13 protein-coding genes and 1 pseudogene are annotated in these 14,427 nt (G+C 46.5%); 1 reads left to right on the top strand and 13 read right to left on the bottom strand.

Annotated elements, in window-relative coordinates:
- Positions 1-66: 66 nt before the first annotated feature.
- The 6 genes and pseudogenes from H3V12_RS09545 to H3V12_RS09520 all read right to left on the bottom strand — a co-directional run.
- Positions 67-885: pseudogene (locus H3V12_RS09545) on the bottom strand (ABC transporter ATP-binding protein); the annotation flags it as partial.
- A complete protein-coding gene (gene livM, locus H3V12_RS09540) occupies positions 885-2,444 on the bottom strand; it encodes a high-affinity branched-chain amino acid ABC transporter permease LivM (RefSeq protein ID WP_246787545.1) in 1,560 nt (519 codons plus the stop codon). The pseudogene H3V12_RS09545 and the gene livM, both read right to left, overlap by 1 nt.
- A 9-nt stretch (positions 2,445-2,453) precedes the next feature.
- On the bottom strand, positions 2,454-3,362 hold the full coding sequence (locus H3V12_RS09535) for a branched-chain amino acid ABC transporter permease LivH (RefSeq protein ID WP_198214477.1): 909 nt from the start codon (positions 3,360-3,362) through the stop codon (positions 2,454-2,456).
- A gap of 170 nt (positions 3,363-3,532) precedes the next feature.
- Positions 3,533-4,549 (bottom strand): HlyD family secretion protein, encoded by a 1,017-nt coding sequence (locus tag H3V12_RS09530; RefSeq protein WP_198214476.1) that lies wholly within the window; start codon positions 4,547-4,549, stop codon positions 3,533-3,535.
- A 34-nt stretch (positions 4,550-4,583) separates the two neighbouring features.
- Entirely contained in the window at positions 4,584-6,233 is a 1,650-nt protein-coding gene (locus H3V12_RS09525) for an MFS transporter (RefSeq protein WP_075869358.1), read from the bottom strand.
- Positions 6,230-6,673 carry a MarR family transcriptional regulator gene (locus H3V12_RS09520; RefSeq protein ID WP_198214475.1) on the bottom strand — a complete coding sequence of 148 codons (444 nt, stop codon included), beginning with the start codon at positions 6,671-6,673 and terminating at the stop codon, positions 6,230-6,232. The genes H3V12_RS09525 and H3V12_RS09520 overlap by 4 nt, the downstream gene beginning before the upstream one ends.
- Positions 6,674-7,078: 405 nt before the next feature.
- Here H3V12_RS09520 and H3V12_RS09515 point away from each other — a divergent pair, with 405 nt between their 5' ends.
- Positions 7,079-7,417, top strand: coding sequence for a hypothetical protein (locus tag H3V12_RS09515; protein ID WP_198214474.1), 339 nt, complete (start codon positions 7,079-7,081; stop codon positions 7,415-7,417).
- A gap of 375 nt (positions 7,418-7,792) precedes the next feature.
- Here the strand turns inward: H3V12_RS09515 and H3V12_RS09510 are convergent, their stop codons facing one another.
- The 7 genes from H3V12_RS09510 to H3V12_RS09480 form a co-directional block, all read right to left on the bottom strand.
- Entirely contained in the window at positions 7,793-8,197 is a 405-nt protein-coding gene (locus H3V12_RS09510) for a F0F1 ATP synthase subunit epsilon (RefSeq protein ID WP_075869362.1), read from the bottom strand.
- Between the two features lie 163 nt (positions 8,198-8,360).
- The gene (atpD, locus tag H3V12_RS09505; protein WP_198214473.1) at positions 8,361-9,974 is read right to left on the bottom strand and encodes a F0F1 ATP synthase subunit beta; all 1,614 of its coding nucleotides are present in this window, start codon (positions 9,972-9,974) and stop codon (positions 8,361-8,363) included.
- A gap of 18 nt (positions 9,975-9,992) precedes the next feature.
- On the bottom strand, positions 9,993-10,880 hold the full coding sequence (locus tag H3V12_RS09500) for a F0F1 ATP synthase subunit gamma (RefSeq protein WP_075869364.1): 888 nt from the start codon (positions 10,878-10,880) through the stop codon (positions 9,993-9,995).
- Between the two features lie 20 nt (positions 10,881-10,900).
- Positions 10,901-12,430 (bottom strand): F0F1 ATP synthase subunit alpha, encoded by a 1,530-nt coding sequence (atpA, locus tag H3V12_RS09495; protein ID WP_075913856.1) that lies wholly within the window; start codon positions 12,428-12,430, stop codon positions 10,901-10,903.
- The gene (locus H3V12_RS09490) at positions 12,430-13,005 is read right to left on the bottom strand and encodes a F0F1 ATP synthase subunit delta (protein ID WP_075869366.1); all 576 of its coding nucleotides are present in this window, start codon (positions 13,003-13,005) and stop codon (positions 12,430-12,432) included. The genes atpA and H3V12_RS09490 overlap by 1 nt, the downstream gene beginning before the upstream one ends.
- Positions 13,006-13,200: 195 nt before the next feature.
- Positions 13,201-13,593, bottom strand: coding sequence for a DUF4345 family protein (locus tag H3V12_RS09485; RefSeq protein ID WP_075869367.1), 393 nt, complete (start codon positions 13,591-13,593; stop codon positions 13,201-13,203).
- A 110-nt stretch (positions 13,594-13,703) separates the two neighbouring features.
- Positions 13,704-14,342 (bottom strand): hypothetical protein, encoded by a 639-nt coding sequence (locus H3V12_RS09480; protein ID WP_198214472.1) that lies wholly within the window; start codon positions 14,340-14,342, stop codon positions 13,704-13,706.
- Positions 14,343-14,427 lie beyond the last annotated feature (85 nt).

The raw sequence follows: 14,427 nt of genomic DNA, 5'->3' as shown, positions 1-14,427 counted from the left end.
GGCAGTAATGATTTCCGTTTCGGATATTTCGACCGAACTTGAAACAACATCGTCCGGAAGACCCGCTTCCGAGGTTTCGTCATCCTCGTCAACGCCGAGATAGGCTGCAATCACCTTCGGATCGTTCTTGACCATTTCGGGCGTTCCGTCAGCAATTTTCGATCCGTATTCGAGAACAACAACATGATCGGATATTTCCATCACCACCGACATATCATGCTCGATAAGCAACACGGACGTATGCTCCACATCCCGTATATTCAAAAGAAGATCGTTAAGTTCAAGCGATTCTTTCGGGTTGAGGCCGGCAGCCGGTTCATCAAGACATAAAAGTTGCGGATCTGTACACATTGCGCGCGCAATCTCGAGACGTCTTTGATCACCATAAGGAAGATCTCCGGCCGGATCATCGGCGCGATGGACAAGATTTATTTTTTCAAGCCAGGTTTCGGCCTTTTTGATCGCCTCTTTGGCAGCCCGCTTATAAGACGGAAGACCGAATAGACCAAGCACAGTCATTCCGGAAGCGCGCATCAATTCATTATGCTGGGCAACAAGCAGATTTTCGAGAACGGTCAAACCGGTGAACAAACGTATATTCTGGAAAGTACGTGCAACTTTTGCTTTCTTGGTGATTTCGTAATCGGCAAGCCGTTCCAACAAAAAGGTTTTTCCCCCCTTTGCGTGAAGAGAAAGCATCCCTCCGGTCGGCCGATAAAAACCGGTAATACAGTTAAAAACAGTTGTTTTACCTGCACCGTTCGGTCCGATCAAAGCCGTAATTTTTCCCCGCTCGACATTAAAGCTCAAATCATCAACGGCGACGAGGCCACCAAATTGCATCCTGAGGTGCTCGATTTGGAGAAGGGTATTATCGTCAGCCATCAGCCGTTTCCTTCTTTGGTAAAATCGCCTGAAACAGCTTTCTTCACTTTCAGAAAAGCACTCGGCTCACGTTTTCCGACAAAGCCGCGCGGCTTCCAGACCATAACAAACACCATAGCAAGACCGAACCATAACATGCGATATTGTGGTGGGTCGAAATCAGGACCAAATATCATTTGCAAAGCCGGAACATCGCGAAGAAGTTCCGTACCACCAATCATGACAGCAGCAGCAACAGCGATCCCGCCGAGTGACCCCATGCCACCCAGTACAACAATTGCCAGAATAATGGCCGATTCATCAAAAATGAAACTGGTATAATCGGCGCGCCCCTGTCTTGCCGCAAAAAATGCTCCTGCAAATCCGCCGAACATGGCGCCGATAGAAAATGCTGTCAATTTCGTTGTGACAGTATTGATACCGAGTGACCGACAGGCAATTTCATCTTCCCGCAGGGCTTCCCATGCACGCCCGATAGGCAGACGGCGCAACCGCATAACGACCCAGGCGGTTATTACAACCATGACAAGAATGACGTAATAAAGGAATATTTTATAATGGGCGGCCTGGAAATTTAATCCGAAGAGTGCGGCAAATCCACCTTCGCCCCTTGTGAAGGGAATGCCGAAAAAGGTTGCCTTTTGAACCGACAGGCCTGCAGCGCCGCCGGTAACCGGTGTCCAGTTTTGCAAGATTGTGCGGATGATTTCACCGAAAGCCAAAGTGACGATCGCAAGATAATCACCACGCAGTCTTAATACAGGAAAGCCGAGCATCATTCCCCAAAGAGCTGCAAAAATACCGGCCAGAGGCAAACACAACCAGAATGAAAACCCGAAATGATTGCCGAGAAGTGCAACCGTATAGGCACCCACTGCATAAAAAGCGACGTATCCCAAATCAAGCAAGCCGGCAAGACCGACAACGATATTGAGTCCCCAAGCGAGCATGACGTAAATCAATATCTGGATCGCATAATTGTCGATCCATTTTTGTGACTGGGCGAGATTATCAACGAGAAAGGTCGTGACAAAAAACGGATATACAAGCAACAAGGCGAGAATGCACCCAGGAGCATATTTCTGAAAACCCGGCGTTACTTCCTTTACCGTTATTCTGATCGCTTGCTGGAGACCTTTGGCATAAAGAAAAACAATGGCAAGCAGTACAAAAACAACAACAACAATTCCGGCAATCAATAGCTGATGGGCTTGGGCCGACAAATTATAGGTCGATTGCGCCGTGGCTTCTTCGTAATAAAGCCATGCACGATAGGCAATAAACAATATGACAGAAGGGACAAGCGCAAAAACCGCCCCTTTTGTACCACCACCGAAAAGGCACCATGTAAAACGCCCGACACCGGCAATGATTACATAATTGATGAGATAACCGATTTGTGGAGTCAGCGTCATCTCGTTTCTTAAATTGAGATCAGCCCTGAAACCGACGATAAAGGCGAAGAGCAAAAACGCGATGAAAGCCGTGACGACACCTTCGCGACAAGCGCGTTTGATGTCAACTCTTCCGGCGTTTGGCAAGGAATTTATCTGGTTCATAGCCGCAGTCTAGACCTTTTCAACTTCGGGCCGTCCAAGAATACCGGATGGCATAAACACAAGAACGATTGCAAGAATGAGAAAGACTGCGACGTCTTTATATTCAGGAGGAAAATAGGTTTGCCATAAGGCTTCGGTCAAACCGATAAGGAGACCGCCTAAAACAGCACCGGGCAAAGAACCAATTCCACCAAGAACTGCTGCAGTAAAGGCCTTGATGCCGGGAATAAAACCGTCTGCAAAATGGATCTGGCCGTAATTCATCAGATAAAGTGTGCCTGCAATTGCTGCAAGGGCTGCCCCCATAATGAAGGTCACCGAAATAATCCGATCCACGTTGATTCCCAAAAGAGCCGCCATTTTACCATCCTGCTCGACCGCGCGTTGGGCACGTCCGAGAGGTGTTTTGCTGACAATATGCGAAAAAATGAAAAGCAGAACTGCGGTCACCACAACAACAAGAATCTGCTTGTTCAAAACAAAAATATCTGTTCCGGGGATTACAAAACCGCCACTGATCATTTCAGGAATAGGCTTGTTACGTGGGCCCTGCTCGACCTGAACAAAATTACGCAAAACAAAAGACATTCCGATAGCTGTGATCAATGGTGCAAGACGAAAAGAGCCGCGCAACGGCCGATAGGCAACCCGTTCAATGACCCAAGCCCAGACAGATGTGAAAACCATTGAAACAATCAGCATGATAAGCAGTGCCAAGGCAATAGGTACCGCCGCAGGCAATGTCAGCAACATCATGAAAACGATCATTGCAATAAAGGCGCCGATCATGAAAACATCACCATGAGCAAAATTGATCATGCCCAAAATGCCATAAACCATGGTGTAGCCAATAGCGATCAGCCCATAAATAGCTCCCAGAGCAACTCCGTTTATCAGTTGCTGAAAAAAATAATCCATTGAGTGTGTGTCCCCTATGTTATTTTTCGGATTTCACAATACCAACTGTCAAGCTGAAAGCAAATGGCAGGAATACGAATTAACGCAATCGTGCGCGCTTTCATAGCATTTTTTAATTTTTCTAAAGTTTTCAATCAATGAATCTATGGAATGTGCTTCAATGTGGCATATTATTTCTTATCTTTTACCGGATCGAAAGATGTATCGACGTGAGGAATAACCGACATGCCGGGGATCAGCCGGTCGATATATTTCTGGTCGGGATCAACCTCGATGCGGACAGGAATACGCTGGGCAACCTTGGTGAAATTTCCTGTAGCATTATCCGGTTTCAAAACCGCAAATTCCGAACCGGCAGCCGGTGAAAAACGGACAACATGCCCCTTCATTTTGTATCCGTCCAAAGCGTCAACCGAAAACACCACAGGTTGGCCGATTTTCATATTGGCGCATTGCGTTTCCTTGTAATTGGCGACAATCCAGACATCATCGGGGACGACGGCCAGAAGCTGGGTTCCGGCTGTGACATATTGGCCAAGTTTGGCACCCACTTCACCAACCCGTCCATCGCGTGGAGAATAGATTTTGGTATGATCAAGATCTATTTTTGCAAGTTCGACCGCCGCTTCGGCGCTTTCAACATCGGCTTTCAAACCTTCCCGATCAACAAGGATTTTTTTCAAAGCTTGCACTCTGACTTCCAGTTCCGCACTTTTCTGGTCACGGTCGGCACGGGCAGAATCTTCGCTGCTTTGCGATGACACACCTCGTTGCGTTAATGGTTCGACGCGTTTCCAATTGAGTTCCGATTTGGTGAAGGCTGCTTCTGCCGAACGTATATCGGCCTTTGCCGATTCCTCCTGTTGGTAGGAGCTTGCAAGCGCTGCCTTTTTGGAATCGAGTACTGCTACCGCCTGTTCGACCCTTTGTTTAAAAATACGATCTTCTATTTCGATAAGAAGCTCACCTTCTTTGACACGCTCGTAATCTTTGATTTTCACGCTTGATATATTGCCGGCTACTTGCGGGCTGATCATCGTTACGAAACCTTTGACGTAGGCATTATCTGTGGTTTCGATACTGCTGATAAAAGGCGGCAATTGCCATGCCCATAATATCAACAATATCCCGCAAATACCGGCAATAATGGAAACAGCCGTCGCTTTGGAACGTAAATATCGTATCATTCTAATTCATCCGCATTTTCGTGCCTGAGCTTTATCAGGCTGGTTGTGTCGATAATTGGGCCTTTTTGTCACGCATTGTTTTAAATCCCCGCAACGCCATTCTGATCAGCAACATCACCAGAACAACGAGAGCGATGCAGGAATAAAGGCGGAACACATCATTATAAGCCAACACATTGGCCTCGAGTGTCGATCTTCTTGCCAGTTCGGCCAAGCCTTCACCATGTAACAGAACCGGATCATTGATAACGTGTCCGTAAGCTTGAGAAAGCTTATCAACATTAGCTGCCACAATCGGATTGCTCATAACAATTTGCTGGGTCAGAATATTGGAATGGTATTTTTCGAATACGATTTGCAAGCTGCCAAAAAAGGCCGAGCTCATTAGCCCGCCCGTATTTTGGGTAAACAGGAATACCGCAATAAAACTCAAAATATATTGGGGACCTCTGGCAATTGCTGTTGCCAACCCCTTCGACATTGACGGAGGCAAAAATAATGCATAGCCCACACCGATCATGCCCTGACTTAAAATCATCTGGTCGGGCCTCGTAAGATTGGTTGCATGACTATCCATAAACGAACCGGCGGCAAGCAGAATAAGCGCGATGACGTGAAACAGGTCCTCTCGACCCGGCTTGAAAAATATTGCGCAGGCAAGTCCCCCGAGAACGGTTCCGACAACGACTCCTGCGTGCATCACTTCCATTTCGCGGTTGAGAAGGCCGAACAAATTGAAAAAGTTCGATGCCAATGTTGCTTGTTCCGAAAGCAGAATCCTGAACATCAGGAGAACGATTGCAATGTGCAACATTTCCTTGCTGAATAGCCAACGCAAATCAATCAACGGATTTTTGCGATTGAGCTCGATAACGGCCGCCGCCATAAGGCAGAAAACCGCAATCGCCAACCACCAGCCCATCCAAGAAACATCGCGCCACCAGTATAATTTACCGACCGGCATAATGGCTGCATTGATACCGAGACCTATGGCAATCAAGCCGAAGCTCAAATAATCTATTTTTTCGATGACTTTGGCTCTCTTGATCGGCGTTAGCGGCAAATAGAAAATGCATCCGAAACCGATGAGAGCGAGCCCCATTTCCAAAGCAAATAATGCATGGAAGCCTGCGTGATCAATCAATGCCGGCGAAACCAGTCTCGATAGTGGTACGGCAAGGGCAATATTCATCAAATTGAGGCTCAAGCCGACTGTGCGCTTCTTGGCCGGAGCAAATGCTTCGATCATATAGAAAAAAGCGAGCGACGACATTGGTGCCGCCGCGATACCAGCAAAGAAACGGATAATAATGGCTGATTGCAGGCTTGTTACAAACAAATGCAATATACAGGTTAATAAAAAGCCGATAATCGACAACTCGGCAAAAAGCCGCAAGCCGTACTGGTTACGAATTTTGATAAGAAAAATAGCAAGACTGACATTGGGAGCCATATAGGCGCCGACAAGCCATGTCGTTTCTTCGACGGTGGCGTGGAAAAATCCTGTCAACTGGGTAATATTGGATTGCACCATATTGGCGCCAAGTCCATATACCCATTGCAGAAGACTTGCCGCAAAAATATAAATCAGACACCGGTGGATAGGACCAGCGAAAATTTTGCCAGGCTTCGGAAACGGCGGTTCCCGTTCGTCATCGGGAAGTGGCAGAACGCCCGTACTCATATGCGTCCTTCTTTCCCGACAGCGTCGGCTATGTGCTCAAGAACATCCATCGCCTCTTTGACACTCGTTTCCCGAATATCCGACATCACTGTTTCACTGAGTTCGGCTGCATAAGCTTCTATCCCCTCGACAAGTTTTCTTCCCTTTGGCGTCAAGGTAACCCGTTTGGCACGCCGGTCATCTTCAGCAACATTTCTTATGACCAAGCCCTGCTCTTCCAATGCATCGATAAGTCGGACCAATGTCGCATGTTCTATGCCCAATTCTTCAGCCAGGTTTTTTTGAAAAAAATCGTCCTGATCTTTCAATGCTGACAAGGTCAATGCACGTGCCAAAGTCAAACCGTGATCACGAATGCGCGTATCCAGCAGATTTCTCAATTTTCGGCTCACTTTGAATAGCAAATCGATAAACAGCACTGATTGAGTGGCGTTTTTCATTATCTTTTCCGGAGAATTTAGGTAGGATGCTAATGATTATGATGCGACATATATAAGTCTAAAATAACATTCGCAATTCACTTCCTTATTGCTCACAAAGGGTTGAACCGGTTTTTGAAAGCTGATTGCAACCGCCATTCACATGGAACGCAGTTGTTCTCATTCATCGGTTAGGGATTTTTATTTGTTCGATGCCGGAAACCGGCTCTCGTTATTCAAGCACTGATTGTGGCATTTGTTGGTCAATAATTGAAAAAGGAAAAATAAATAATCCTACGTCGTTTCTGTCACATAATATTCTGCTGTTTTCACAACGCGGAATAAAGTGCCTCGCCTTTCCGCAACATCGGTTGAACAAATAGACAATCGTCTGCAGAATTCAGCCGCATCAATGAATCGAATACCATGTCGCCTGCTCTTGCAATTCAGGTGACAGCACATCTTGAAATGGCATTTCCCCAATTCGTTGATGAAGTTCTGCTTGAATTACCAGCAGGAGGTCAAGGCGCAACATCAGGTTTCTGCTTATTTCAATGTGCAACCGACAATCTCAAGCGGCTGTTGAAAAACTATGACAAAAATCCGATTTCTCCAATTCGAGATTCGATTTTGCTTCAATGTACAAAAATATATCAAGAGGAATTCTTTTTTAAGAAAAACGAACATCATGTTGATGATAAACTCCGCCGGCTACAATTTTTCCGAGAATGCACTGTCTTCACCGAGGGCAAATTATTTTGTTGAATGCAACTGAATTCGCGCTTTTCGTTCGTCGAAAGCCGCTGATGCGTGAGGTTGTCAATAACAGTTTATATCACAATAGCAATTTGTCGATTGACGGTTTTCTTCTTCGCTATTCACATTACCCTTCCGCCCTCAAAAAAGAATCAAGGAAGTTTTGAAAGCGGAGAAATGATGCCAAACAAATCAGAATGTTCCGCGTAGATATCCGGCTATTTGTAAGCTGACATAGCAAAAAGAGAGATAGGTTCGGAGATAGAATTTGATTCCGGAAATATTAGCGTCTTAGAAAAATCGTGAACGTATGATGCGCAAAGGGGCGCAATCGGACAATGCCGGAAAAAAGTAAAATGACAATTGTTAAATAGCGCCGAATGATCAGATCGTCGATATAACGTTTTCGACAGATGTCAATTGATGGAGGAAGTCTTCTGCTTTATTGCGCGCTTCGTCGTTTTCTGCCTCGTTAAAGACATCTCGCGCTTCATTGATACGACGTTCCAAGTCTTGTTCATCGAATTTTTCAAGTGAAACAGCGGACTCGGCGAGTAACGAACAACCATGCCTGTTAATATCGGCAAAACCGCCATAGACAACAAAAGACATTTGACCGGTTGCCGTTTTTACCGTGATGACCCCCGGAGTTACCGAAGTCATAACAGGTGAATGATCCGGAAGAATGGTCATATAACCTTCACTGCCCGGCAAAACAACTTCCTGTGCTTGTTCCGAAAGCAGCAATTGTTCTGGAGAAACCAGCTCAAATAAAAATGATTTAGCCATATCTTTCGTCACCTTACCCTAACGACAAACAGTAAAATCCGCAAAGTCCTTAAAGACCGGAAGATTTCAAACTATTTGCAGTGCAAAAACATATTTTCCCACGCGGGCAAAGCACTGCAAACGGTTCTGCCGCCAATATAAAAGGCGACAGAACCAATTTTTATTACGAAACTTGCTCGGCAAGACGCTGTGCTTTTTCAACAGCCTCTTCAATCGAGCCAACCATATAGAAGGCTGATTCCGGAAGATAATCATATTCGCCAGCACAAAGGCCTTTGAAGCCCTTGATCGTATCTTCAAGAGGAACAAGCTTGCCCGGAGCACCTGTGAACACTTCTGCAACATGGAATGGCTGAGACAGGAAACGTTCAATCTTGCGGGCACGTGCGACAACAAGCTTATCTTCTTCCGAGAGCTCGTCCATACCGAGAATGGCGATAATATCCTGCAACGATTTGTAGCGCTGCAAAATCGTCTGCACCTGGCGAGCAACATTATAGTGTTCTTCACCGACAACCAGTGGATCAAGCATACGAGACGAGGAATCCAACGGGTCGACAGCAGGATAAATGCCTTTTTCAGCAATGGAGCGCGACAAAACAGTTGTTGCATCCAAGTGGGCAAATGATGTTGCCGGAGCCGGATCGGTCAAATCGTCGGCAGGAACATAAATTGCCTGAACAGACGTAATAGACCCCTTGTTGGTCGTTGTAATACGTTCCTGTAAAGCACCCATATCGGTAGCCAAAGTCGGCTGATAGCCCACGGCCGAAGGAATGCGGCCGAGCAGAGCAGAAACTTCCGAACCTGCCTGAGTAAAACGGAAAATATTATCCACGAAGAACAGAACATCCTGACCGTCATCGCGGAAGCTTTCGGCAACCGTCAAGCCGGAAAGTGCAACACGAGCACGAGCTCCCGGTGATTCGTTCATCTGTCCATAGACCAGAGCACATTTTGAGCCTTTTGCAGATCCACCATGTTCTTTCGGATCAACATTCACGTGGCTCTCGATCATTTCGTGGTAAAGGTCATTGCCTTCACGGGTACGTTCACCGACACCGGCAAAAACCGAATAACCGCCATGTGCTTTGGCGATGTTGTTGATGAGCTCCATAATAAGAACTGTTTTACCAACACCGGCACCACCGAACAAACCGACCTTACCGCCTTTTGAATAAGGTGCGAGAAGATCAACCACCTTGATTCCGGTAACCAGAATTTCCGATTCTGTCGACTGATCAACATAAGCGGGAGCCGGTTGGTGAATCGCACGGATTTTGTCGGATTTAATCGGTCCGACTTCGTCAACCGGTTCACCGATAACATTCATGATGCGGCCGAGCGTTGCTTCGCCGACCGGAACCGAAATAGGAGCGCCGGTATCAACGACTTCTTGTCCGCGAACCAGACCGTCGGTTGTATCCATCGCAATTGTGCGAACTGTATTCTCGCCAAGGTGTTGGGCAACTTCAAGAACCAGCCGATGACCGAGATTGGCTGTTTCCAAAGCATTCAAAATCTTCGGCAAATGACCATCGAACTGGACATCGACAACAGCACCGATAATCTGCGTGATATGCCCGACAACGCCTTTTGTTGTATCAAGCTTATAGGTACCTTTATTTTCACCAGCAGATGCCGACTTCGTATCCGCGTGCGGAGATGCCGTTTTGGCTGAAGCTTTCGAGGCTGCCGGTTTGGCAGCAGCTTTTGCTGTTACTTTCTTTTCCGCAGCCTTTGTGGCTGCCGTCTTTGAGGTCGCCGCTTTTGCCATCGATCCTTACCTTCCATATTAGAGCGCTTCTGCGCCCGCAATAATTTCTATCAGTTCTGTCGTGATCTGAGCCTGACGTTGACGGTTATATGTGACCGACAGTTTATTGATCATCTCACCGGCGTTGCGCGTTGCATTATCCATCGCGCTCATCTTGGCGCCCATCTCACCTGCTCCGTTTTCTAACAGAGCCCGAAAAATTTGCACTCCGATGTTACGGGGGATAAGCGTGGTCAGAATTGTTGCCGCATCCGGTTCATAAGCATAGACCGCAGGAACAACTTTCTGGTTCTGGATGTCTTCATCCTCTTCGTCTTTCGGAGCCGGAATGAGCTGTTGGGAGGTCGGTTGTTGATTGATAACCGACACAAACTCGGAATAGAACAAAGTGCAGACGTCAAATTCGCCTTTTTTGAACATTTCGATAACTTTATCAGCAACATTCTTGGCGTGCGAATATTTGAGGTGCTTTGCTTCGCGCAAGCTCACATGGTCAACAATAAAGCGACCATAATCGCGGTGCAAAATATCGAAACCTTTTTTTCCCACAGTCAGAATTTTTACAGTTTTGCCCTGAACCTGAAGCAGCTTGATATGTTCTATCGCATGACGGGCAATCTGGGAATTGAACCCGCCACAAAGACCGCGTTCTGCGGTGCAAACGATAAGAAGGTGAACGTCGTCTTTGCCGGTCCCAACCATTAGTTTGGGTGCATCTTCTGCTCCAATATGTGAAGCGAGATCGGCAAGCACCGCGGCCATACGTTGCGCATACGGACGCGCTGCTTCTGCTGCCTCTTCGGCGCGACGCAGCTTTGCCGCAGCGACCATTTGCATCGCACGGGTAATTTTCTGCGTCGCCTTAACCGAGGCAATACGATCTCTAAGATCTTTTAGCGAAGCCATTAAACCGTCCCATCATTAGGTCAAGAAAAATTCTTGGAATAAGCTTGCAAAATGCTTGTCAGCTTATTTTTAAGCTCGTCGGTCAATTTTTGCTCTTTACGAATACCGTCTAGAACATCCTTGTGGTCGGTCCGCATCAGCGCCAAAAGTCCCTGTTCGAACTTGCTGACCTGATTGACCGCCAGCTTGTCGAGATAACCATTCACACCGGCAAAAATAACAGCAACCTGTTCTTCTGTCTTCAATGGCGAGAATTGCGGTTGTTTCAACAGTTCGGTCAATCGTGCACCACGATTGAGCAAACGCTGCGTTGAAGCATCAAGATCGGAACCGAACTGGGCAAACGCCGCCATTTCGCGATATTGTGCGAGTTCGCCCTTGATCGAACCTGCTACCTGCTTCATTGCCTTAATCTGGGCTGCAGAGCCAACACGCGAAACCGACAAACCGACGTTCACTGCCGGGCGGATACCTTGATAGAACAGATTTGTTTCAAGAAATATCTGACCATCTGTAATAGAAATAACGTTGGTCGGAATATAGGCAGAAACATCATTGGCCTGTGTTTCAATGACAGGAAGTGCTGTCAACGATCCGGCACCGTGGGCATCGTTCATCTTGGCTGCGCGTTCAAGCAAACGGGAGTGCAGATAGAAGACATCGCCCGGATAAGCTTCACGCCCCGGCGGACGGCGAAGCAACAATGACATTTGACGATAGGCAACCGCCTGTTTCGACAGGTCGTCATAACCGATCAAAGCATGCATACCGTTGTCACGGAAATATTCACCGATTGCACAACCGGCAAATGGTGCAATAAATTGCATCGGAGCCGGTTCGGAAGCAGTCGCAGCAACAATGATCGAATAATCAAGTGCACCGCGTTCTTCCAACGCTTTTACAAAGCGGGCAACAGTCGAACGTTTCTGTCCGACGGCGACATAAACGCAATAAAGTTTGTCTTTTTCAATATTCTGGTCATGTGCGGGCTTCTGGTTGAGAAATGTATCAAGCAGAATAGCAGTCTTACCCGTCTGACGGTCACCGATCACCAATTCACGCTGTCCGCGCCCGATAGGAATGAGAGCGTCGATAGCCTTAAGACCTGTCGACATCGGTTCGTGAACCGATTTACGTGGAATAATGCCCGGCGCCTTTACATCGACACGGCGACGTTCTTTGGCATTGATCGGACCCTTGCCATCAATCGGATTGCCCAAAGCATCGACAACACGACCGAGAAGTTCCGGACCAACGGGAACATCAACAATTGTTTTCGTACGCTTGACTGTATCGCCTTCACAAATATCACGATCGGAGCCGAAAATAACAACACCGACATTATCTCTCTCGAGGTTGAGCGCCATGCCACGCACACCACCGGGAAATTCGACCATTTCACCGGCCTGAACATTATCCAAGCCATAAACACGGGCGATACCGTCACCCACAGACAGAACCTGGCCAACTTCGGAAACTTCGGCCTCTTTACCGAAATTTTCGATTTGACTCTTCAGGATTTTAGATATTTCCGACGGTTTAATATCCATCAGCCGACCTCTTTCAGTGCAAGCTTAAGCGAAGACAATTTCGATGACAGTGACGTATCGATCTGACGCGAACCGAGTCGGACGATAAGGCCACCCAATATATCCGGATTAACAGTTGTACGCAGGCTGACATCTTTGCCTGCCACTGCTTTCAATGTTGCTTTCAGCTCTTTTTCCTGAGCTGAAGTCAATTTCTGTGCCGAAACAACTTCCGCCGATATTTCCCCGCGGAATTTTGCGGCAAGACCACGAAAGGCAGAAACAATGGCCGGCAATAAAAAAAGCCGCCTATTCGATGCAACAACACATAAAAAATTGGCGACGTAACGACTGGCGGTATTTTTGCCCATTCCTGCTTCTTTACATAAAGCAGCTACCGCTTTTTCCTGTTCGACTGACGAAAAAACGGGGCTAAAAACCAGACGTTTCAAATCGCTATTTGATTCGATCGATGAAAGACATGAAGACAGTTCTTTTTCTACTGCATCGACACACTTGGATTCATGTGCCAGATCAAAAAGTGATGTAGCATAACGCTCGGCTACTGCAGATGTTAGCGAAGACGATTTTGACACTCTATCCTGTCTTTCCCCTTAGCAGAGAGTTGACTTGAAAACCCGCCAACCCGGTAATGCCAGATAACTTTTTACGTTGCCGGTATATAACCGCTATTCAAATATTAAAAGTTGATAGGCATCTAGCATACACAATTGCGACTCGCAACACCGCAACAGGCTGCTTTTTAAAACTACGCCTTATTTTTTTAATATTTAAGCTACAAAACCGAAAGCATAAACAAAACTAGCTATTGAAAACACTATTTCGATTGATAGCGCAATGACATTAAAGCCAGAAAAGCTTTTGTCAATTATAAATGAGGCAAGCCGTCCGACGAGAGCGAAAAATGCTGCCAAAAATAGCGCGACGGCTAAAAAAGGTTGTGCAAACAATAAATAACCGATTCCTATTCCGAGCGGAACACCCCCCATATTTCCCCGTACGGCTGCAAGCAATGATGCTGATTCTTGTTGAGGATAGGTCCAGAACATACGCATAGCGACTTTCGGCCAGAAAAAATAGAATATGCCGATAAACACGAACCCCCATGCCACGAGCCATGCAAGCCATTCTCCGCAACTTTGGGGAAAGTAAAGTTCAATCATGATTACCCACCATCAGATCCTCTAAAGGCCGAATTTCGCACACGTTTAAAAAAAGCATATATGATAATTCTATATGCATGCTTTCCTGCAAAAGAAAATAGGAACGGATATTATTGGGCAGGAGAGGTTATAAAATTTTCTTCTCCCCCCGGATCTTTCAGGCAGTTGTCTTGCAACATTTTCTCGATATCCTGAGGCACGGATTTTATTTTTGCAGTATTGGTTTCCTTGAAAGTATCAAATGCCGAAGAAGCGACAGTATCTCCGGTTTCGATCAATGCCTTATCCATCATGGCGTCATTGGCTTCCATGCGCACCTCCACCACTTCGGCAGAAAGATCAAGTGCACGGGCCGTTTCCATCATATCACGGCGTTGGCTCAAAGTTGTTGTCATGCGACTCGCAGCCGGGCCCGGTTCAGCTTTTCCGTTGATACTCAATCCCTTCTCAAGCTGATAAACCTCTTTCAAAATATGATCATATTGCTGGACAATATTCATATAGACCCATTGTTTGGCTTTGTTTGTCGGTTTTTTACAGACTTTCATCATGCTGTTAGCCGGTTCCTCAATCATCGGCATAAACACTTTGTCCGATTCTTTGAGCATACTATAGGCAAAGACAAAAACTGTAACATCGGCACTTTTTTTATTGTTCTGGCTGTCGTGGCCGATAACTTCGGAAACGGATTGAGAAAAAACCGGACTTATCGAAAACAATAACGCCGATAACACCAATAAAAAACGCATCGTTACGATCCTCTGGATACGATTTGCCAACGCATCAGCTTAAAATTTTTCCAACCGATACCATTTCGTTACTTCAAGTCAAAAG

The organism is Bartonella sp. W8167 (genome assembly GCF_016100335.1).
Taxonomy (GTDB): Bacteria; Pseudomonadota; Alphaproteobacteria; order Rhizobiales; family Rhizobiaceae; genus Bartonella; species Bartonella apis.
This window is presented reverse-complemented; position numbering and strand designations above follow the sequence as displayed.

Bases quoted from the DNA above. Each gene is read 5' to 3' on its own strand.
- livM (WP_246787545.1), bottom strand. From the start codon at position 2,444: ATGAACCAGATAAATTCCTTGCCAAACGCCGGAAGAGTTGACATCAAA.
- H3V12_RS09535 (WP_198214477.1), bottom strand. From the start codon at position 3,362: ATGGATTATTTTTTTCAGCAACTGATAAACGGAGTTGCTCTGGGAGCT.
- H3V12_RS09530 (WP_198214476.1), bottom strand. From the start codon at position 4,549: ATGATACGATATTTACGTTCCAAAGCGACGGCTGTTTCCATTATTGCC.
- H3V12_RS09525 (WP_075869358.1), bottom strand. From the start codon at position 6,233: ATGAGTACGGGCGTTCTGCCACTTCCCGATGACGAACGGGAACCGCCG.
- H3V12_RS09520 (WP_198214475.1), bottom strand. From the start codon at position 6,673: ATGAAAAACGCCACTCAATCAGTGCTGTTTATCGATTTGCTATTCAAA.
- H3V12_RS09515 (WP_198214474.1), top strand. From the start codon at position 7,079: ATGTCGCCTGCTCTTGCAATTCAGGTGACAGCACATCTTGAAATGGCA.
- H3V12_RS09510 (WP_075869362.1), bottom strand. From the start codon at position 8,197: ATGGCTAAATCATTTTTATTTGAGCTGGTTTCTCCAGAACAATTGCTG.
- atpD (WP_198214473.1), bottom strand. From the start codon at position 9,974: ATGGCAAAAGCGGCGACCTCAAAGACGGCAGCCACAAAGGCTGCGGAA.
- H3V12_RS09500 (WP_075869364.1), bottom strand. From the start codon at position 10,880: ATGGCTTCGCTAAAAGATCTTAGAGATCGTATTGCCTCGGTTAAGGCG.
- atpA (WP_075913856.1), bottom strand. From the start codon at position 12,430: ATGGATATTAAACCGTCGGAAATATCTAAAATCCTGAAGAGTCAAATC.
- H3V12_RS09485 (WP_075869367.1), bottom strand. From the start codon at position 13,593: ATGATTGAACTTTACTTTCCCCAAAGTTGCGGAGAATGGCTTGCATGG.
- H3V12_RS09480 (WP_198214472.1), bottom strand. From the start codon at position 14,342: ATGCGTTTTTTATTGGTGTTATCGGCGTTATTGTTTTCGATAAGTCCG.